Origin of the sequence: Streptomyces sp. BV286 (assembly GCF_019090165.1) — a bacterium.
In the GTDB taxonomy this organism is placed as follows: Bacteria; Actinomycetota; Actinomycetes; order Streptomycetales; family Streptomycetaceae; genus Streptomyces.
The window spans coordinates 19,703-38,530 of the sequence record NZ_JAHRIB010000065.1; the positions used below are offsets into that span (position 1 = coordinate 19,703).

Consider the following 18,828-nt stretch of genomic DNA (forward strand, 5'->3'; position numbering starts at 1 on the left):
AGGAGACCGAGTTGCTGGAGCGACTGAACGAGGCCCTGGAGCACATCGAGTCCCGCCTCGACCAGCGGATCGAGGTCACCGAGCTGGCACGGATCGCGATGACGTCGGAGTACCACTTCCGACGGCTGTTCTCCGCCCTGGCGGGGCTCCCGCTGTCGGAGTACATCCGGCGCAGACGGCTCACCGTGGCGGGCGCGGAGGTGCTCGCCGGCGAGCGGACGCTGCTGGAGATCGCGGTGCGGTACGGCTACGGCTCGGGCGAGGCGTTCGCGCGGGCGTTCCGCACCGTGCACGGTGTGGGCCCCGGCGAGGCCCGGCGGACCGGAGCCTCACTGAGCTCGCAGCCCCGGCTCTCCTTCCGACTCGTCGTCGAAGGGAACAGCAGCATGCGATACCGGATCGTGGAGAAGGAACAGTTCCAGGTGGCCGGCAGGAAGGTCCGTGTCCCTCTCGTCCACGAGGGGATGAACCCGGCGATCGTGGAGTTCATCCGTGGCCTCGGCCAGGACACGCTGGGCCGCATCGGCGCACTCTCCGACCAGGAGCCGGCGGGAATCGTGGGGGTGAGCGACAACCTCGACCCGAGCCGGGCGGAGGGAACCGAACTCGACTACTACCACGGTGTGGTGACCCGGGCCGCCGTCCCGGAGGACCTGGACGCGCTCGTCGTCCCGGCGGGGGTGTGGGCCGTCTTCGAGAGCTCCGGCCCGTTCCCGCTGGCGCTGCAGCACATGTGGCGGGACGTGTTCACACAGTGGTTCCCGTCCAACCCCTACCAGAGCAGGCCGGGCCCCGAGATCCTGCGCACCCGCCTCTCCCCGGACGCCGCAACGGCGGACGCGGAGCTGTGGCTCCCAGTGGAACGAACAGCAACCTGAACGCCTCGGCGCCCCAAAGGGGCGCGGGGAACTGCGCGCCCAGCCACAACGGCCCCGCAGCCGAAGCACCAGCCCCCCAGCGGAGCGCCTAGGCGTCGAGTACCTGCCCGACCCTCTTCACGACAGGCGGTTCAACACTCCACGGGAAGTTGATCCACTCGTCGGTGCGCTTCCACACGTACTCGCACTTCACCAGCGACTGCGACTTCTCGTAGATCACGGCGCTGCGGACCTCGGCGACGGCGCCGACGCAGAAGTCGTGCACCAGCTTCAGCGTCTTGCCGGTGTCGGCCACGTCGTCCGTGATCAGCACCTTCTTGTCGGAGAAGTCGATGGTGTCGGGTACGGGCGCCAGCATGACCGGCATGTCGAGCGTGGTCCCGACCCCGGTGTAGAACTCGACGTTCACGAGGTGGATGTTCTTGCAGTCGAGGGCGTAGGCGAGCCCGCCCGCGACGAAGACACCCCCGCGGGCGATGCTGAGCACGATGTCGGGCTCGTACCCGTCGTCGGCGATGGTCTGGGCGAGCTCACGGACGGCGGTGCCGAACCGCTCGTAGGTGAGGTTCTCGCGTACGTCACTCATGTCGCCGCCGCTCACGTCCGCGCCGCTCACACCTGGGTCCGGTGGAAGTTGAGGAAGGACCGCGAGGCCGTCGGCCCGCGCTGGCCCTGGTACCGGGACCCGTACCGGTCGCTGCCGTACGGGAACTCGGCCGACGAGCTGAGCTGGAACATGCACAGCTGCCCGATCTTCATGCCCGGCCAGAGCTTGATCGGGAGGGTCGCGAGGTTGGACAGCTCAAGGGTCACGTGCCCGGAGAACCCGGGGTCGATGAACCCGGCGGTGGAGTGGGTGACGAGCCCGAGCCGCCCGAGCGAGCTCTTGCCCTCGAGCCGGGACGCCAGGTCGTCGGGCAGGCTGATGACCTCGTACGTACTGGCGAGGACGAACTCCCCCGGGTGCAGGATGAACGGCTCGTCACCCTCGGGCTCGACGAGCCGCGTCAGATCCGCCTGCTCGACGGACGGATCGATGTGCGGGTAACGGTGGTTCTCGAACACCCGGAAGTAGCGGTCGAGCCGCACGTCGATGCTCGAGGGCTGCACCATGGATTCGTCGTAGGGATCGATCCGTACACGCCCGGCGTCGATCTCGGCCCGGATGTCCTTGTCAGAGAGAAGCACGCCCCGAGGATACGCAGAGCGCGCGGGCCCGCCACAATCCGGTGATCGTGGCGGGCTCGCAGGGTGTGAAGGTGATTGGTACCGCGTGACTGCTGGTTGGTGCGAGGGGGTGCCGGCTGCCCGGCACCCAACGGCTAGCGCTTCTCGGACAACTCCACCGGTACGACGTTGCGAAGCCGTGCGCAACGGGGGCAACGGATGAGCCGTCCCGGACCGAGCCGCTCGGCCTGCTGCATCGGAAGCGATGCGGTGCTGAACACGTGCCCTTCGGCACAGCGAACGACGGTGTTGCGTTCCATCAAGTCCTCAGAGTCCCTTCCCCAAGAGCCGCGTCTGACTGACGAGGAAGCCACATTACGGGATGAAAGGGACGGCCTTCCAGGCGGCACTCCGATCCCGCCAGACCCCTCTCCAGCTCCTCCACCGTACGCCCCAACTCCCGCCGCCCACAGCCCGGTCCACCCCCCGAAACGACCACAGGCCCCACGGCTTCAGCACCGGGGGCCTGGCATGAGGTATGGTGAATTCGCGTTTCCGACACCGGTACGAACAGCACATCTCCGGCGTCTTACGCGGGTGTAGTTTAGTGGTAGAACATCAGCTTCCCAAGCTGAGAGTGCGAGTTCGATTCTCGTCACCCGCTCTTCTTGAAGCCCCAGGTCAGCGACCTGGGGCTTTTTCGTTGACAAGTCGTTTCCCGCCGGTCGAGGGTGAGAGTCGCGTCGGTGTCGTAGTCGGCGGCGAGCGCCACGTTCACCGCGTCGGCGAGGTCCAGGTCGAGCGCGCCGTAGCGGGCTCGGACGGACTGCGCGGCACCCAAGTGGTCCTGCGTGATCTCGGGCAGGACGATCCGACCCCGGCTCATCCACCGCCGCAGATCATCGATGGCGCTTACGGCGGCTGCGCGCCCCAGCTCACGCGTGGCCACGTGATCGAGTTCCGCCAGCAGGAGTGGGGACATCACCAGGAGACCGGCCGCCATGACCTCCTCGTCCTCCGTCACCGCCCGGCACGCGCCCGCCTGGGCAATCAGCCCTCGGCCTCCACAGGGAAGCGAACCAGGGGTACCGGCATCAGGCAGAGCGCGAAGGCCACCTGGGCCAGGACCGGGACGAAGAGGAGTGCCGCGGAGTTCTGGAGGAGCAGGAACCATGCGGGCAGGAGGAGGAGCCCCGCCAGACGGATACGGAATGCCGCCCCCTTGCGCTCGTTGAGCAGCCCGAACAACAGGATGACCAGCAGCGAGGGGATGCCCACCATGAGCCCCACCGAGGCGATGGATCCGTCCCACAGGTAGTGGGCGGTGTCCTCCCAGTACGAGTGGGTGCGCGGCAGGTGGGACACCAGCTCGTGCCGGCGGGGAGCTGTCAGGGCGTGGACGAGCCAGGCCGCCACCCAGATCAGCAGGTAGCGACCAACGGCATCGGCGACGCACAAGCCGACACGGCCGAGTCGGCGCCAAGGAGGGGTGACCACGAAGGGCATAGCGCATAGTGGCACCTTTTTTGAACGCGTTCAAGAAAGGCGGGAGTGGGCCAGGAGTGACTGGCAGTCCGGCCGGCGGTACAGCAGCGGGGTGCCGCGCACATGACCCTGCCCGGGGCAGCGTCAAAGCCACCCCGAGCAGGGTCATGTGCGCGGCAGGCGCCTACTTGGTCGTCAGGTAGGCGCGTTCGATCGTCTGGACCAGGATGTTGCCCTTGCGGTCGGTCAGTTTGGCTCGTAGTGAGACGGAGCCCGGCTTCGTCGGGTGCGTCAGCGACAGGTGTGTGCCGCCGGCGGCCTTGGTGGGCCGCCAGGTGGTGCCCTCGTCGTACGAGACCTCGAAGGTGAGCTTCTCGGGCCGTTGTCCGGCGGCCGCGCCCTCGATGGTGAAGGGCACCTCGAACCGTTTGCCTGCCTTCGCCGTGCTGGAGAGGGTCAGCGCCGGGGTGAAGCGGATCACCGACAGTGGCAGTGCGGTCGGCTCGTTCTCGGGGGTCTTGCCGGAGCGGAAGGTCCACTCCGCCCTGACGTGGGTGCTGACCGGGTAGACCGCGGGGTCACGGGAGTTGTCCAGGGTCAGGTGGTAGGTGCTGTCCTGGGCGGGAACGGTGTACTCGGTGAGGCCGTCGGTCGGCAGGACGTCGAGGTCGTCGGCAATCTCCTTGCCGTTGGCCTTGAGTGAGCTCTCCACCGAGGTGTGCACGCTGGTGCCCCAGTGTCCGGCGCCGTCGCCGAAGAGCGGCAGATGGGCCCTGATGACGTTGCCGTGCCGTTCGGCGCCCGGGCGGTCCGTGCCCGGTCCCGCTCCGGCGTCCGCGGCGCCGCCCAGGGCCGGGCCGAAGACACCGACGTTGAACCGCTCGGTGTAGCTCCGGCCTGCCTGCCAGGTCCTGGGGAACTGCATGAGGAAGGACTCGAAGCGTTTGTCGTCGTCCTCGCCGATGGTCTGCCACATGCGGAAGGACCACTTGACGCCGTTGCCGAGGACGTAGTCGGTGGTGCGCAGGGGGAGGTCCCCCCTCGTGTCCTTGTCGCTGGGGACCAGGCCTCCGGCGGGCGCGTCGGGAGCGACCTCGACCTGGACCTTCCTGTCCGCGGCGGTGGCGCCCGCCTGGAAGTCGACCTTGGCGAGCTGCTTCCGCTTCACCTCGGCGGCGAAGCCGCCCAGTCGGCTGCCGCGGTCCCAGGCGAGGTGGTAGGTGACCGGCCTGCCCTCGTCGTCCTTGCTCGTCCAGTCGCCGGAGTACAGGGCGGACACCTCGCCGGCGGCCGGCTCGGGGCCGAGCCGGCCGAACCGCGCACCCTGGAAGGTCGGGAGAATGAAGTGGCGCGTACCTGCGACGAGTCCCTCGCCCCGGTCGACGCCGATCGTGACCGTGCCCTCGGTGTTCTCGGCCGCCGTGTCGGGCACGGTGATGTCCACCGGCTGTGCCTGCCGGGCGTCGACGTCGACGACGGTGTCCTTGTCCAGCCGCAGCTTCGGCTGCACCAGTACGGCCAGGTCGGACGGGGAGTCGGGGTGGATCGAACCGTTCAGGGTGTAGTCGCCCTTGGGCAGTCGTACCGTGACCTCGCCGTCCTCGTCACTGGGGTGGTAGGAGTTGGTGCCGTCGTAGCCCTGCAAGGCGGTGGCGGCGTCGCCGGTCGGCCTGCCGTTCTCGTCGATGTGCCGCAGCGTCAGGTCGTACGCCTCGGCCTCGCGCTCCACCCCGACGGCGGACCGCACCTGGATCCTGCCGTCCGCGGAGGCGGCCTGCACCGAGCCACCGATGGTGCCGTAGCTGCTGCCGGTGCGGGTGTCCGCGGTCACGTCGGCGCTCGCCTCGCCGCCCGCCGGGACCGTGAGCCGCTGCGGCGAGACGGTGAAGACGCCCTCCGCGGCGGGCTTGCCGTCGGCGGTGAACGCGTCGACGGACAGTTCCAGGGTGACCGGCTCGGTACCGAGGTTGCGGTAGGTGAGCTGCTTGGTCACCGGCTTGTCGTCGTCGTGCGGCCACTGCTGCATGCCGAAGCCGATCGGCCCCTGCTCGGTCACGACGCTCTGGCCCGTCGCCCGCACCACGTCGGTGCGGCCGGTGCCCTGCTGGAAGGAACTGTACGAGCCGGGCTTCGCGGAGCCGGTCAGAGCCGCCTTGATGCGCTCTCCGCTCCAGTCGGGGTGCTGCTGGGCGAGGACGGCGGCGGCGCCCGCCACGTGCGGGGTCGCCATCGAGGTGCCGTCAAGGGTGAGGTAGCCGGGTGTGTCGGAGGGGTACTCGCCCTCGAAGACGCTGCCGGCTGCCGCGGCGGCCGTGATGGCGGCTCCGGGCGCGGTCAGGTCGGGCTTGACCCCGCCGTCGCCGACGCGCGGGCCGCGGCTGGAGAAGTCGGCGAGCCGGTCGGCCTTGTCGACCGCGCCGACGGTGAGCGCGGCCTCGGCACTGCCCGGCGAGGCGACCGTCCGCTCGCCGAACTCGCCGTCGTTGCCGGCCGCGACGACGAACAGCGTGTCGGTCTCGGCGGAGAGGCGGTTGACGGCCTCCTCCATCGGGTCGATGCCGGGGCCGTCCGTGTCGCCGAGGCTGAGGTTGACGACGTCGGCGCCCTCGGCCACCGCCCATTCCATGCCCGCGATGACACCGGAGTCCGAGCCGGAGCCCTCGTCGTTCAGGACCCTGCCGTTCAGGATCTTCGCGCCCGGTGCGACACCTTTGTACGTGCCGCCGGACCCGGCGGGAGAGGCAGCACCCGTGCCGGCCGCGGTGGACGCCACGTGGGTGCCGTGGCCCTGCCCGTCCCCGGTGCCGGGCGAGTCGGAGAAGTTCTTCTCCGCGACGACCTTGCCCGCGAGATCGGGGTGGGTCGTGTCGATTCCGCTGTCCAGTACGGCGATCTTGATGCCGGTGCCGTCGTAACCGGCGGCCCAGGCCGTCGGTGCGCCGATCTGCGGCACGCTCCTGTCGAGGGTGGCCCGGCGTCTGCCGTCCAGCCACACCTTCTCCACCGCCGTCGAAGCGGTGAACTCCGCCGTTCCCACCACATCGCGATCAGTGCCGGTGCCGGTGCCGGTGCCGGTGCCGGTCACGGCGTCCCAGAACGAGGCGCCACGCTTGTGCGCGGAACGCATCGCCTTGCCGTTGACGACCGGCAGCGCTCGGCCGATCTCGGTCCCCGCCCCGGTGAACGGGCTCATCGCGGGCGCCTTCTTGCCCCGGAAGGTGACGATCAGCGGCAGGTCGGCGCGGCCCGTGTCGTCGTAGCCGTCCGCCACCAACTGGGTCACATCGAACAGCCGCGGGTCCAGCTTGCCCCGCGCGAGCAGCAACTCCGCGTCCCCAGGCACCACATGGGTGTTCCCGGCGACCGTCCGGACCGAGAACGGTATCCGTTCCCGGCCCTTCGCCCGCTCCACTCCGGTGACCCGGCCGGTGCCGTCCAGCAGGACCCGGTCGCCGGTGACGAGTGTCACGGTCCTCACCACCTGGGCGGTACCGGTGCCGCCGGTCGGCTGGGCCCCCGCCCCGGAACGCCCGTCGGCCGACTCGCCGGACTGGGTGGCCTCAGCCACCCCGCCCAGCAGAAGTGCCGTGGAGGCCACCCCTGCCGCCACGACCGCACGCCTTGGTCTCGCGCGTAACCCCACCTGAACTCCAGACACTTCGACATCGGACAGGAGCCTTCCTGCGGCCCCGGAAACCCCGGAGCCTCACCCGTACGCCGGAGGCTCGCCCCAGAGACGAACGGGGGCGTCATCGGGTTGGAAAAACATCCCGCTTCTTTCTGACGATCCGTCAGCCGGGCGGATGGCTCGTCGGGACGGCTGGGGCGAGTGGCTGGTCCGGGTGGCTGGGGCGAGCGGCTGGTCCGGATGCCTCTCCGGAAGCAGCCCAGAAGGCGGTGGGCGGGCACGCCAACTCGCCCCGTGTGCACACACTTTGGCGATGTACGCCGCCACGGCCCGTTCGGTCAGCTTCTGGGCGCGGTCGGAGTCGGCAGTCCGGATGCCTCGGACATCGAGCCGACGACCGAAGGTGAAGGAGTGAGCGCGGCCATCTCGGGCTGCGGTTCCCGCTGTCGCACGGGTGTGGCCGTCGGCTCCCACAGTCGGGTGGTCCGCACGTAGCCGTAGATCACTGAGGCCATCGCCAGAAGGAGAAGTGGCCCGAACGTCCACGGATGTTCGGCCATCTCCATCGGCAGATAGCGGTACGACACCAGGAGCGTGGCGAAGACCGCGGTGCCGTAGGCGACCAGCTGGATTCCGGGCCGGTCCCAGCCACGGTCGTGCGAGCGCAGCGCCGCCTCGATCGTGAGCACGAACACCACGCCGGCGATGAGATCCACGCCGTAGTGGTAGCCGAATCCCAGCGTCGCGGTGAGGGTGGCCACCAGCCAGAACGTGCCCGCGAACCGAAGAATCCGTGGGGCCCTGCGGGTGTGGATGAAGATCGCGGTGGCCCACGCCGTGTGCAGGCTGGGCATGCAGTTGCGGGGGGTGATCTCGTCGTACGACATCGCGTGCGGGGCGCTGATCGGCGGCGGCGTGTCCGGCCACAGGTTGGCCAGCGCCCAGTGCACGCCGCCGGTGCCGGAGGCGCCCGGGCCGTAGGCGAAGACCGGTCCGACCACGGGGAAGATCATGTAGATGCCCGGCCCGAGAAGGCCGATCAACAGGAAGGTGCGCACCAGGTGGTGGCGCGGGAAGCGGCGCTCGGCCGCCACGTTGCGCAGCTGGTGGATCGCGACGGCTATCGCGGCCACGGCGAGCTGCGCGTAGACCAGGTGGAGAACGCTGTTGCCGATCGGGCCGGCGGCCTCGACCATCCGGCCCACGAGCCACGACGGGTTCCCCAGCGCCTGGTCGGCGGTCGCCAGGTACGGGTCGAGCACCGCCGGGCGGGTCTTCGAGGTGATGAGCAGCCAGGTGTCGCCCGTCTTGCGGCCGGCCACCAGGAGCAGGCCCAGGCCGACGCCCTTCAGCAGGAGGACGCGTTCCGGGCCGGTGCGGCGCGTGAGGGCGATGACCCCGCAGCCCAGCATCACCCACAACGCGCCGTTGCCGAAGAGGTTGCCGTCGGTCATCTCGGCGTCGACGGCCCACCGCACCAGCAGGAAGACGGCGTCGATGCCGATCGCGGCGCCGGCCGCGACGAACCGTTGCCGCCAGGTGAGCACCACCATCATCAACGCCAGACCGCAGTACAGCGGCCCCGGTCTCGGGGCGAAGACCAGGGCCCTCACCTGGTTGGTGATCGGCCCCGGTTGACCGTATCGGCGTGCGGCGATCTCCAGCGCGACGAGGAACCCAAGAGCCACCACACCCGCCGCGGCCCACAGCATCACGCGCCAATGACGCCATGCGATTGATGAAGAAATGCCGCTTATTCGCGAAATCACCCGTGATGCTCTTCCTGTCTGTTTTGGCTGATCCATCCGAATGGCTAGGCGAACGAAAAGCGACGAGGTGTCCATCGCGAGCTCGAACATGTTATCGGATCGGTGCGAAGCTGCGGCTTCGGCGGCCGGTGGGCCACCCGCTCTGAGAGATGCCCGGAGAGGCATACGGGTTGCCACGCGGCACCGTGCCGACCGACATCGACGAGGCACAGGTCGACAATCTGCGAGCCCGCGCGTGACTACGTGAGTGCTCAGCGCGCTCAGGACCCTCAGGACCCTCAGGACGCAACGGGCCAGGGACGCTTGCGTCCAGGTGATCTCTCTTTCGGGGTCTGGGAGCGGCGGCGAATAGTGGGTCCTGCCACCGGGCGTCACACCCCGAACTTCCCTCACAGCTGCACCTGCAGGGCAGCTGTCCAGGGCAGGAGTGTGTCTCGTCCGCTCGACTTCCATGCCGCAGGAGAGACTCATGAAGCTGAGCAACGCCGTCCGCCGTACCTCCGCCGCCCTCGCCGTCGGGGCGATGTCCCTCGGGCTGGTCACCGTGACCGGCGGAGCCGCGCAGGCCGTCGCCTCGTGCTCCGGTGACGTGTCGATCTACGGCACGCTGTCGGACGGCCGGCTGACGTACACGCAGGTCGCGCCGAACACCGGGAACCGCGTCAAGACGCTCATCGGCCCGGATCTCGGATTCACGCCCAAGACGATGGCGACCCTCAACTTCAACACGATCCTGGTCACTTCGACGGCCGGCGACCTCTACCGCGTCGACGTCCAGACCAACGGCACCGCCCTCACCCTGGCGAAGGTCGTCAAGATCTGGGACGGCGGCTGGACCTTCGACAAGCTGGTCTACGACGGGGCCGGTCACCTCTACGGCACGGTCGACGGACAGCTCCACCAGTACCTGGTGTCGCAGGACAAGCCCTCGGGGTCGGCCCACATAGGCCAGCACGTCGTGATCGACACCGGCTTCGTCCTCAAGACCCTGGCCGCCGCGGGCGACGACCGCCTGGTCGCCACGACCTCGGACGGCCGTCTGCTCAGCTACAAGATCAACGGCGTGAACGACTGGGACCGCTCGGTCCTGAAGTCGAGCGGCTGGTCCGCGGTGGACTCGCTCTCCTCGCCGGGCGGCGGCCTCTACTACGGCCGCACCAGCGGCGGCATGTACTGGTACCACGACTCGGACCCGACCGACGGTGACGGCAGCGACATCGCGTACCACCCCAACGACCCGGTGGACGCGTCCGGTTGGAGCCAGAGCCTGCTGTCGGCGTACGCGGACAACTGCGCCTACGTGGCCCCGGCCCCCGCGAAGTCCGTACAGGGCGGGACGATCCATCGCGGCGAGGTCATCACCCGGGCGAAGGACTGGTACAGCCGCAACGTCCAGTACAGCCAGAGCGCGTACGCCTCCGACATCGAGGGCGACGACACCTACCGCACCGACTGCTCCGGCTTCGTCTCCATGGCCTGGCACCTCACCACCTCGAAGACCACCGTGTCCCTCCCCGACGTGAGCACGCAGATCTCGAAGGCCGACCTCCGGCCCGGGGACGCCCTCAACGACAGCGGCACCCACGTGGTGCTCTTCGCGGGCTGGAAGGACCAGGACGCGGGCACCTTCTACTACTACTCCGAGGGCAGCCCGTCCTCGGACATGAACTACTCGACCGCGAACGTCTACAGCGGCACCATCGACAGCCACCCGGCCTCCTCGTACGTCGCCCTGCGCTACGACAAGATCGCCTGACGCGTCCGCCGTCACCTCCTGTGCCCCGAAGGCCCCGCCGATCCCCGGCGGGGCCTTCGGGCGTGCCTGGGTGCCGGTGGCTGCCGGGCTCCGGCAGCCCAACAAGGAAGGGCGGCGCCCCCTCCGTCCGAGGGGGCGCCGCCCTTGCCGAGCGCGCTGGGATGCAGTGCCGAGCGAGTGCGCGAGCAGGTGGACCGGGATCAGTTCCGAGGGGGCTACTGCCAGCCTGCGTCCGCCGGGGCGGCCTGCCAGCCGGCGTCGGCGAGGACGGCGGAGGACGCAGCCGCGTCCGCCTCGGACAGGAACGCGACGGCCGGCGCGGCGAGGGATGCCGCGAGGGCGAGCGAGACGACCGCGGCGGCCTTGGCGATGCGAGTGCGGAGCATGGCTGATTCCGTTCCTGCCGGGGGTGAACTGCGGTGTCCGGCCTGCCCTCGCGTCCCGCGGTGACGCTCGGTCCGGCCGGTGATCCATAGCTTCGTCGCGGCTCAGGACCGGGAGAAGGGTTAAGGGATGGACGGAACGGGCCTTGGACTCATGCGTCCACACGGGCCGCTTCAGTCCACCGGCTGCGGCGCGAAGGCCAACGGCATCAGCGGCACCCCGGCCCCCGTCAGCCGCGCCGCAGCCAACTGCGGTACGTCACGCAGCAGTCGGGCACCGACCTGGACCGCCCTGCCCTCCGCCTCCTCGATCCCGTCGGCCAGCAGATAGAAGCCGAGCGTGAGCCGGGTCGGGGAACGGGGATGTACGGCGACGTGCTCGACCCGGTCGCCCGCGGTGATCGCTGAGCGCACCACGGCCCGCATGTTCGTGGGCAGTTGTTCACCTGGAGGCACTTCCAGGTGCGCGTGGACGAGGTACATGCCCTCCAGCGTCCCAGCGGATGACGTCGGCCCGGCCCTCTCGCGGCTGGACGGTTGCGGCCGGGGCCCGTTCCGTCCTTCTCTGGTGACGATCCCTCACCCTCTGCGAAGATCCTGTTCGAAACAGGGGATGTTCGGTGCAGGAAGACCGTGCAGGAACACTGGGGGACCACATGCTGACCGCACTCGGCCTCGACTCCGTCGCGGAGACGGTGTACCGCGCCATGCTCAGACATCCGGCTACGGGTGTCGCGGGCCTGGCCGATTCCGTGGGACTGTCCGAGGAGGAGGCGCGGGACGCCCTCGACACGCTCAGCGAACTGGCGCTGGTGCGCCCCGCCGCCGGGGACGCGGGCCGGCTCCGGGCGGTCTCCCCCGACATCGGGATGGAGATCCTGATGGCCCGGCAACAGGCCCAACTCGCCGCCCACCAGCAGCGTTTGGAAGCCTCTCGGGCGGCCGCGGCCCAGCTCATCTCGGAGTACGCCGAACTCCGTCCGGCCGCCAGCCATCCCGGCGTGGAGCAGCTGGTCGGCCTCGACCAGATACGCGACCGGCTGGCCGTGCTCACCCGTGAGGTGAGCGAGGAGTTCCTGGCGTTCGCGCCGGGCGGGCCCCAGACCGCGGAGAACATGGCCGCGTCACGGCCGCTCAACCAGGATCTGCTCGGCCGCGGGGTGCGGATGCGCACGATCTACCTCGACAGCGTCCGTTCGAACCGGCCCACCGTCGAACACGCCGACTGGCTGGCCCGGTTGGGCGGCCAGGTCCGTACGGTGCCGTCGCTGCCGACCCGGATGATCCTGATGGACCGGCGGATCGCCATGATCCCCGTCAGCAGTGACGACACCGCCGCGGGTGCGGTCCTCCTGACCGGGCAGGGCACGCTCACCGCGCTGTGCGCGCTGTTCGAGGCCACCTGGGGTGCCGCCCAGCCGCTCGGCCAGGTCGTCCCCGTCGACCCGAACGGGCTCACCGGTCAACAGGCCACCGCCCTGCGCCTGCTGGCCGAGGGGCACACCGACGAGGCGATCGCCAAGCGGCTGGGGGTGTCGCACCGCACGGCCCGGCGGATCGCCTCCGAGCTGATGGACCGTCTCAACGCGCGCAGCCGCTTCGAGGCCGGCGCGCGCGCCGTGCAGCAGGGCTGGCTCCCGGCCCGCCCCTGACGCGCCTGCGGCCCGGGACCGCCAGGGGCTGGGCACCCCTGCGGCCCGGGCCCGAGCGCTTCAGGCCGTCGCCCGGGCCTCCGCGGGCGCCGGGGCCTGCGCGGGCGCCGGGGCCTGCTCGGGTGCCGCGGCCGGCTGCCGCGTGACGGGGCGGCGCCGGGACGGCATCCCGAGCGTCGGGTTGGCGACGGCCCAGGCCGCGCCCTTGCAGATCAGCTCCTTGTAGAGGGCGGCGACCCGGCCGGTCAGGGCCGCCCGGACGGAGCGGTCGTCGGCGGTGACGTACTGGATCAGGCCGTCCTTGCGGCCGAGCGAGATGCACTGGTTGAAGTAGCGGACCGGGACGTTCGGGACCTTCCCGCCGGTCAGGCGTCCCGCGATGGCGTCGGCGGCCTGCCACGCGGTGGGGACGCCCGAGGCGCAGGACATCCGCAGCGGCTTGTCGCCCGGGCCCGCCACCAGGGCCGCGTCGCCGATGGCGTACACGTCCGGGTGCGAGACCGAGCGCATGGTCCCGTCGACCACGATCTGGCCGGTGTCACCGACCTCCAGGGTGGTGGCCCTCGCGATCGGGTGGACGGCGAAGCCGGTGGTCCACACGGTGACCGCGGCCGGGAGGGACGTGCCGTCCGCGGTGGTGACGCGGTCGGCTTCGACGGCGGTGACCGCGGCGTGCTCGTGTGCGGTGATGCCGAGATCGCCGAAGACCTTGCGCAGGTGCCGGCGGCCCTTGTCGGAGAGCCAGTCGCCGAGTGCGCCGCGGGCGGCGAGGGCGACGTCCAGGTCCGGGCGGGCCTCGGCGATCTCGGTCGCGGCCTCCACTCCGGTCAGGCCGCCGCCGACCACGACCACGGACTGTCCGGCGGCCAGGCGGGCCAGGTCCTCGCGCAGCCGGAGCGCTCCGGCGCGGCCGGCGATCTCGTGGGCGTGCTCGGCGGTGCCGGGGACGCCCTGGTCGTTCCAGCCGCTGCCGAGGGCGTAGACGAGGCTGTCGTACTCCAGTTCCTCGGCGCCGTCCGCGTCGACGACGGCGACGGTCCTGCGGTCGACGTCGACGCCGGTGACCTTCGCGAGCCTCAGTTCGACGCCGGTGCCCGCGAACATCTCGCTGAAGGGGCGGGGTGCGAGGGGGCGGCCGACCGCGAGCTCGTGCATGCGGACGCGCTCGACGAAGTCGGGCTCGGCGTTGACCAGAGTGATGGCGACGTCTTCGCGGCGCAGCCGCTTGGCGAGGCGCCCGGCGGCGATGGCTCCGGTGTATCCGGCCCCGAGGACGATGATGCGGTGCTGCATGGCCGTACTCCTGTCTTCAGCGGATTCGCCCCTTGAACCGGGCGGCCCGCCGTTTCCTGACAGGAACCCGGTGTGAAGCACCTCACACCGGGCTCGTACCGTGGCCGGACCGGGGTCAGAAGGCCTTGAACAGGCCTTCTCCGTGGTCCGTGGCCGCCCACAGCCGGTTCGCGCGTTCGAGCTTGTCGGGGTTGACCTGGTTGCGGAACGCGGCGATGCCCTCGGCCGTGATCTCCACGCACATGACGCCGACGACCGTGCCGTCGACTACCGCGACGACCGCGGGGCCGCCGTTGGCGGTCGTGACGTGGATGTCCGGTGAGCCGCCGACCAGGGCGCGCTTGGCCTTGCTGGGCTTGAACAGGCCCCGCATGAACTTCGCGACCGCGAGAGCGCCCTCGAACGCCCTGGCGCGGGCCGGGACCTTCCCGCCGCCGTCACCGATCGAGACGGCGTCCTCGGTGAGCAGCCGCACGAGCGGCTCGGTCCGGCCGCTGGTGGCCGCCGCGAGGAACTCGTCGATGATCCGCCGGGCGGTGGCCTCGTCGACCTCGGTGCGGGCCTTGCCGTCCGCGACGTGCTTCTTGGCGCGGTGGTAGACCTGCTGGCAGGCGGCCTCGGTGATGTCGAGGATCTCGGCGATCTCCTGGTGCGGGTAGCCGAAGGCCTCCCGCAGCACGTACACCGCCCGTTCGTTGGGGGAGAGCCGCTCCAGCAGGGCGAGCACCGCGTACGAGACCGATTCGCGCTGCTCGGCGGTGTCGGCCGGGCCGAGCATCGGGTCTCCGCCGAGCAGCGGCTCGGGCAGCCACTGGCCGACGTAGGTCTCGCGCCGCGCCCGGGCCGAGGTGAGCTGGTTGAGGCACAGGTTGGTGAGCACCTTGGTCAGCCAGGCCACGGGGACCTCGATGCGGCCGATGTCGGCGGCCTGCCAGCGCAGGTACGTCTCCTGTACGGCGTCCTCGGCCTCGCTCGCCGAACCGAGCAGGCGGTAGGCGATGGCCTCCAGGCGGGGCCTCGACGCCTCGAACCGGTCCACGTCGCTCATGGTCAGGGCCATGGCACGGATCCTAACGCGCGCCCCGCGGGCCCCGGGGCCGCGTCCCCTCAGTCCTGCCCGGGCCTGGGCAGGACTGGGCAGGACTGGGCAGGTCCGCTCAGACCGGCTCCAGCAGCGGTTCCGGGCGTCGTACCGGCGCGGGCTTCGGGTCCCATGCCCTGGTGGTGCGTATGTAGCCGTGGATCACCGAGGCCGTCGCCAGGAGCAGCAGCGGTCCGAAGACCCACGGACGTGCGGCCATGTCCGTCGACAGATAGCGGTACGACAGCAGGAGCACGGTGAAGACCGCCGTGCCGTGGGCGACCAGTCGGGTCGCCGACCGGTCCCAGCCGCGTGCGTGCGAGCGCAGCGCCGCCTCGACCGTGACGGCGAACACCACGCCGACGAGGAGATCCGCGCCGTAGTGGTAGCCGAATGCCAGCGTCGCGCTGAGCGTGGCGACGAGCCAGAACGTGCCCGCGAAGCGCAGGAACCGCGGGGCCCTGCGGGAGTGCATGAAGATCACGGTGGCCCACGCCGTGTGCAGACTGGGCATGCAGTTGCGGGGCGTGAGCCCGTCGTACAGCATCGGCTGCGGGTTGCTCCTCGACGGCAGTACGTCCGGCCACACGTTGGCCAGCGCCCAGTGCTCGCCGCCGGTGCCGAAGGCGCCGGTGCCATACGCGAAGACCGGCCCGACCACGGGGAAGATCATGTATATGGCGGGCCCGAGGACGCCGACCGCCAGGAAGGTGCGCACCAGGTGGTGGCGCGGGAAGCGGCGCTCGGTCGCCACGTGGCGCAGCTGGTACAGCGCGAAGACGACCGCGGCCACGGCGAGCTGCGCGTAGACCCAGTCGAGGACGTGGGCCGGGGCCGGGCCGGCGGCCTCGATGACCCGGCCGGCCAGCCACGACGGGTCGCCCAGCGCGTGGTCGGCGGTCGCCACGTACTGGTCGAGCACCACCGGGCGGGTCTTCGAGGTGATGAGCAGCCAGGTGTCGCCCGTCTTGCGGCCGGCCACCAGCAGCAGACCGAGCCCGACGCCCTTCAGGAGAAGGACGCGTTCCGGGCCGGTGCGGCGCGTGAGGGCCATGACCCCGCAGCCCAGGATCACCCAGAGGGCACCGTTGCCGAAGGGGTGTCCCTCGGCCGCCTCGACGCCGGCCGCCCACCGCACCAGTACGAAGACGATGTCGATGCCGATCGCGGCGCCGGCCGCGATGAACCGCTCCCGCCAGGTGAGCACCACCATCATCAGCGCCATGCTCGCGTACAGCAGGGGGCCCGACTTGGGGGCGAGCACCACTTCCTGCGCCTGGGTGGTGATCGGCCCCGGCAGGCCGTAGTGACGTGCGGCAATCTCCAGCGCGACGAGGAATCCGAGGCCCGCCAGACCCACCACGGCCCAGAGTCCCGCCCGCGGCTGACGCCATGGGGAGAACGTCGTCCTGCCGGGTATTCGCGAAAGGAGCTGCAACGGCATTTATCTTGGTTTCTAGGCGATTTGCCAGGTTCTGGCCGGAAAACTGCTGATGAAGACGAGTAGTGGTTCAGGTGATGGACGGATGACCGGGTAATTCTCGCTGGTCGTCCGTCCGGTAGACAGACTCCCGCCGTAGGAAGACGGAAGGATCACAGTCCGGGTTCCGGGCAGGGGAGGGCCGGCGCGGGCCCCCGCCCGCGCGGAGCCGTGCGGAACCGGACCGTAAGAGGGCCGTCAGAGGGCCGTCAGAGGGCCGTCGGTCCCGCCTGTACCAGGCCCGTCTGGTAGGCGATGACGACCAGTTGGGCGCGGTCGCGGGCGCCCAGTTTCGTCATGGCCCGGTGGATGTGGGTGCGCACGGTCAGCGGGCTCACCGTGAGGTCCTCGGCGATCTCGGTGTTGGACTTGCCCTCCGCCGCCAGGGCCATGACCTCGCGCTCGCGGACCGTGAGCTCGTTCAGCCGTTCCGGGGAGGCCAGTTGGGCCCCGGGGGCGGGCGCCGTGAGGAACCGGGTGATGAGGGTGCGGGTCGCGCCGGGCGAGAGCAGGGCCTCTCCCGAGGCCACGGTGCGCAGGCCGGCCAGCAGGGTGTCGGCCGTGACGTCCTTGCCGAGGAAACCGCTGGCGCCCGCGCGCAGCGCCTGGGCCACGTAGTCCTCGGTCTCGAAGGTGGTCAGGATGAGGACGCGGGTCGTGGACAGCCCCGGGTCGGCGCAGATGGCGGACGTGGCGGCGAGGCCGTCCACGCCCGGCATACGGATGTCCATGAGAACGATGTCGGGGTGGTGGGCCCTGGTCAGGTCCACCGCTTCCGCGCCGTCGGACGCCTCCCCGACCACCGTCATGTCCTCGCAGGAGTCGATCAGGATCCGGAAGGTCGCCCGCAGCAGGGCCTGGTCGTCGACGAGCAGCACCCTGATGCTCATGGCTTGTCTCCTTCTACGGGATCCACGGAATCCACGGGATCCACCGGGTTCACTTGCTGTGATGGATGTACTGGATGTACTGGATGTGCTGGTGCCGCCGGTGCCGCGGGCCCGGAGGTTTCTGCCGCCCCCGGCGCCGAAGGCTGGAGCGGCAGTGCGGTGGTGACCTCGAAACCGCCTTCCGGGCGGGGGCCCGCGCACAGTTCGCCGCCCACGGAGTGGGCGCGTTCCCGCATGCCCATGACGCCGAAGCCCTTGCGCTGCTCGACCGCCGCGGCCGAAGGGGCGGCGGGGCCGTCGTTGCTGACCGTGATCTCCAGGCGGGAGTCGGCGTAGGCGAGCCGCACGTGGGCGGTCTCGGCGGCGGCGTGCTTGGTCACGTTGGTCAGCGCCTCCTGCACGATCCGGTACGCCGTCAGGTCCACGCCCGGCGAGAGCGGCCGGGGTGCGCCCTCCGTGGTCACGGTGACGGTGACGCCCGCGGTCGCGCACGCCGTCACCAGATCGGGCAGGCAGTCGAGGCCGGGCGCCGGTTCCAGCGAGGGGGAGGCGGGGTCGTCGCTCTGGCGCAGCAGCCCCAGCGTGGCCTTCAGTTCGCGCAGCGCGGAGGACGTGGTCCCGGTCAGGTCGGTGAGGATCTTCTTTGTCTGCGGCGGATCGGCGAGCGCGAGGTGGGCGGCGGTGCCCGCCTGGGCGTTGGCCAGGGCCAGGTGGTGGGCGACGACGTCGTGCAGCTCGCGGGCGATGCGCATGCGTTCCTCGGTGACGCGCAGCCGTGCCTCCTCCTCGCGGGTGCGTTCGGCGTGTTCGGCGCGGGCCTGCACGGACTGGAGATAGGCGCGTCGCAGCTGGGTCATACGGCCGGCGGCGAGGGGCAGCAGCAGCCAGAAGAAGGGGCCGATCACCCTGAGCACCAGGGAGAGACCGTCCATCGAGTCGGAGAACGTGGCCGCCAGCATCAGGGCCACCGTGGCGGTCACGCCCCAGGTACGTGTGGTCTTCCTGTCGCTGACGGTGGCGAGCCAGTAGAGCGCCGCCATGATGGGGGCCAGCAGCAGGGGGGTCAGCAGGTACCCCAGACCGACCGCGATCACCGTGCAGACCGCGGTCACGGCGAGGGAGGTGCGCGGGTGTTCGCGGTGCCTCAGCAGTGCGAGGCAGGACACACCCATGAGGATGACGGCGGCCTTGTCCTGGTCGGGCGGTTCGGCGCCCGGCATGGTGAGCGCGCTGCCGAAGGTCGCGCAGCCCATCAGCGCCAGGACCACGATCACGTCGAGAGCGCGGGGATGGCGGTCCGCGTAATACTCGACGCGGTCCGTGTAGCGCTCCAGGTTGGCACTCATCTGTTCTCCGGTGGGTGGGC

At 70.5% G+C, this 18,828-nt stretch carries 15 protein-coding genes, 1 tRNA gene and 1 pseudogene; 4 read left to right on the forward strand and 13 right to left on the reverse strand.

From position 1 onward, the window contains the following. Positions 1-11 precede the first annotated feature (11 nt). Positions 12-878, forward strand: a complete 867-nt coding sequence (locus tag KUF83_RS09885) for an AraC family transcriptional regulator (protein ID WP_217454232.1) — start codon at positions 12-14, stop codon at positions 876-878. Between the two features lie 88 nt (positions 879-966). Here the strand turns inward: KUF83_RS09885 and KUF83_RS09890 are convergent, their stop codons facing one another. Next, on the reverse strand, positions 967-1,464 hold the full coding sequence (locus KUF83_RS09890) for a phosphoribosyltransferase (protein WP_217454272.1): 498 nt from the start codon (positions 1,462-1,464) through the stop codon (positions 967-969). Between the two features lie 26 nt (positions 1,465-1,490). Continuing rightward, complete coding sequence (gene dcd, locus KUF83_RS09895; RefSeq protein WP_217454233.1) at positions 1,491-2,066, reverse strand: dCTP deaminase; 576 nt, start codon at positions 2,064-2,066, stop codon at positions 1,491-1,493. 572 nt (positions 2,067-2,638) lie between these two features. On the opposite strand from dcd, the gene KUF83_RS09900 reads away from it, so the two are divergent. Next, a tRNA-Gly gene (locus tag KUF83_RS09900) sits at positions 2,639-2,709 on the forward strand. Positions 2,710-2,760: 51 nt separating this feature from the next. Here KUF83_RS09900 and KUF83_RS09905 read toward each other — a convergent pair. From KUF83_RS09905 to KUF83_RS09920, 4 genes and pseudogenes are all read right to left on the reverse strand, one after another. After that, positions 2,761-3,048: pseudogene (locus KUF83_RS09905) on the reverse strand (PIN domain-containing protein); the annotation flags it as partial. A gap of 47 nt (positions 3,049-3,095) precedes the next feature. After that, positions 3,096-3,551 (reverse strand): hypothetical protein, encoded by a 456-nt coding sequence (locus tag KUF83_RS09910; RefSeq protein WP_217454235.1) that lies wholly within the window; start codon positions 3,549-3,551, stop codon positions 3,096-3,098. A 163-nt stretch (positions 3,552-3,714) separates the two neighbouring features. Continuing rightward, complete coding sequence (locus KUF83_RS09915; protein WP_308402955.1) at positions 3,715-7,140, reverse strand: S8 family serine peptidase; 3,426 nt, start codon at positions 7,138-7,140, stop codon at positions 3,715-3,717. 356 nt (positions 7,141-7,496) lie between these two features. Beyond that, positions 7,497-8,870: a phosphatase PAP2 family protein gene (locus KUF83_RS09920; protein ID WP_254643627.1), complete on the reverse strand. Its 1,374-nt coding sequence runs from the start codon at positions 8,868-8,870 to the stop codon at positions 7,497-7,499. Between the two features lie 526 nt (positions 8,871-9,396). Here KUF83_RS09920 and KUF83_RS09925 point away from each other — a divergent pair. Continuing rightward, a complete protein-coding gene (locus tag KUF83_RS09925; protein ID WP_217454238.1) occupies positions 9,397-10,683 on the forward strand; it encodes a tachylectin-related carbohydrate-binding protein in 1,287 nt (428 codons plus the stop codon). Positions 10,684-10,898: 215 nt separating this feature from the next. Here KUF83_RS09925 and KUF83_RS09930 read toward each other — a convergent pair whose 3' ends face one another. Both KUF83_RS09930 and KUF83_RS09935 read right to left on the reverse strand, forming a co-directional pair. Next, entirely contained in the window at positions 10,899-11,069 is a 171-nt protein-coding gene (locus KUF83_RS09930) for a hypothetical protein (RefSeq protein ID WP_217454239.1), read from the reverse strand. A 171-nt stretch (positions 11,070-11,240) separates the two neighbouring features. Continuing rightward, complete coding sequence (locus tag KUF83_RS09935) at positions 11,241-11,549, reverse strand: hypothetical protein (RefSeq protein ID WP_217454240.1); 309 nt, start codon at positions 11,547-11,549, stop codon at positions 11,241-11,243. Between the two features lie 173 nt (positions 11,550-11,722). On the opposite strand from KUF83_RS09935, the gene KUF83_RS09940 reads away from it, so the two are divergent. Further along, positions 11,723-12,718 (forward strand): helix-turn-helix transcriptional regulator, encoded by a 996-nt coding sequence (locus KUF83_RS09940; protein WP_217454241.1) that lies wholly within the window; start codon positions 11,723-11,725, stop codon positions 12,716-12,718. 60 nt (positions 12,719-12,778) lie between these two features. Here KUF83_RS09940 and KUF83_RS09945 read toward each other — a convergent pair whose 3' ends face one another. The 5 genes from KUF83_RS09945 to KUF83_RS09965 all read right to left on the reverse strand — a co-directional run bounded on the left by KUF83_RS09945 (position 12,779) and on the right by KUF83_RS09965 (position 18,808). Then, the gene (locus KUF83_RS09945; RefSeq protein ID WP_217454242.1) at positions 12,779-14,011 is read right to left on the reverse strand and encodes an NAD(P)/FAD-dependent oxidoreductase; all 1,233 of its coding nucleotides are present in this window, start codon (positions 14,009-14,011) and stop codon (positions 12,779-12,781) included. Positions 14,012-14,126: 115 nt separating this feature from the next. Then, positions 14,127-15,071: an RNA polymerase sigma-70 factor gene (locus tag KUF83_RS09950; RefSeq protein WP_217454243.1), complete on the reverse strand. Its 945-nt coding sequence runs from the start codon at positions 15,069-15,071 to the stop codon at positions 14,127-14,129. A gap of 97 nt (positions 15,072-15,168) precedes the next feature. Further along, positions 15,169-16,455 carry a phosphatase PAP2 family protein gene (locus KUF83_RS09955; protein WP_308402956.1) on the reverse strand — a complete coding sequence of 429 codons (1,287 nt, stop codon included), beginning with the start codon at positions 16,453-16,455 and terminating at the stop codon, positions 15,169-15,171. A gap of 326 nt (positions 16,456-16,781) precedes the next feature. Further along, the gene (locus KUF83_RS09960) at positions 16,782-17,462 is read right to left on the reverse strand and encodes a response regulator transcription factor (RefSeq protein WP_217454245.1); all 681 of its coding nucleotides are present in this window, start codon (positions 17,460-17,462) and stop codon (positions 16,782-16,784) included. Next, entirely contained in the window at positions 17,459-18,808 is a 1,350-nt protein-coding gene (locus KUF83_RS09965) for a sensor histidine kinase (RefSeq protein ID WP_217454246.1), read from the reverse strand. Before KUF83_RS09965 ends, KUF83_RS09960 begins: the two co-directional genes overlap by 4 nt. Between the last annotated feature and the right edge of the window lie 20 nt (positions 18,809-18,828).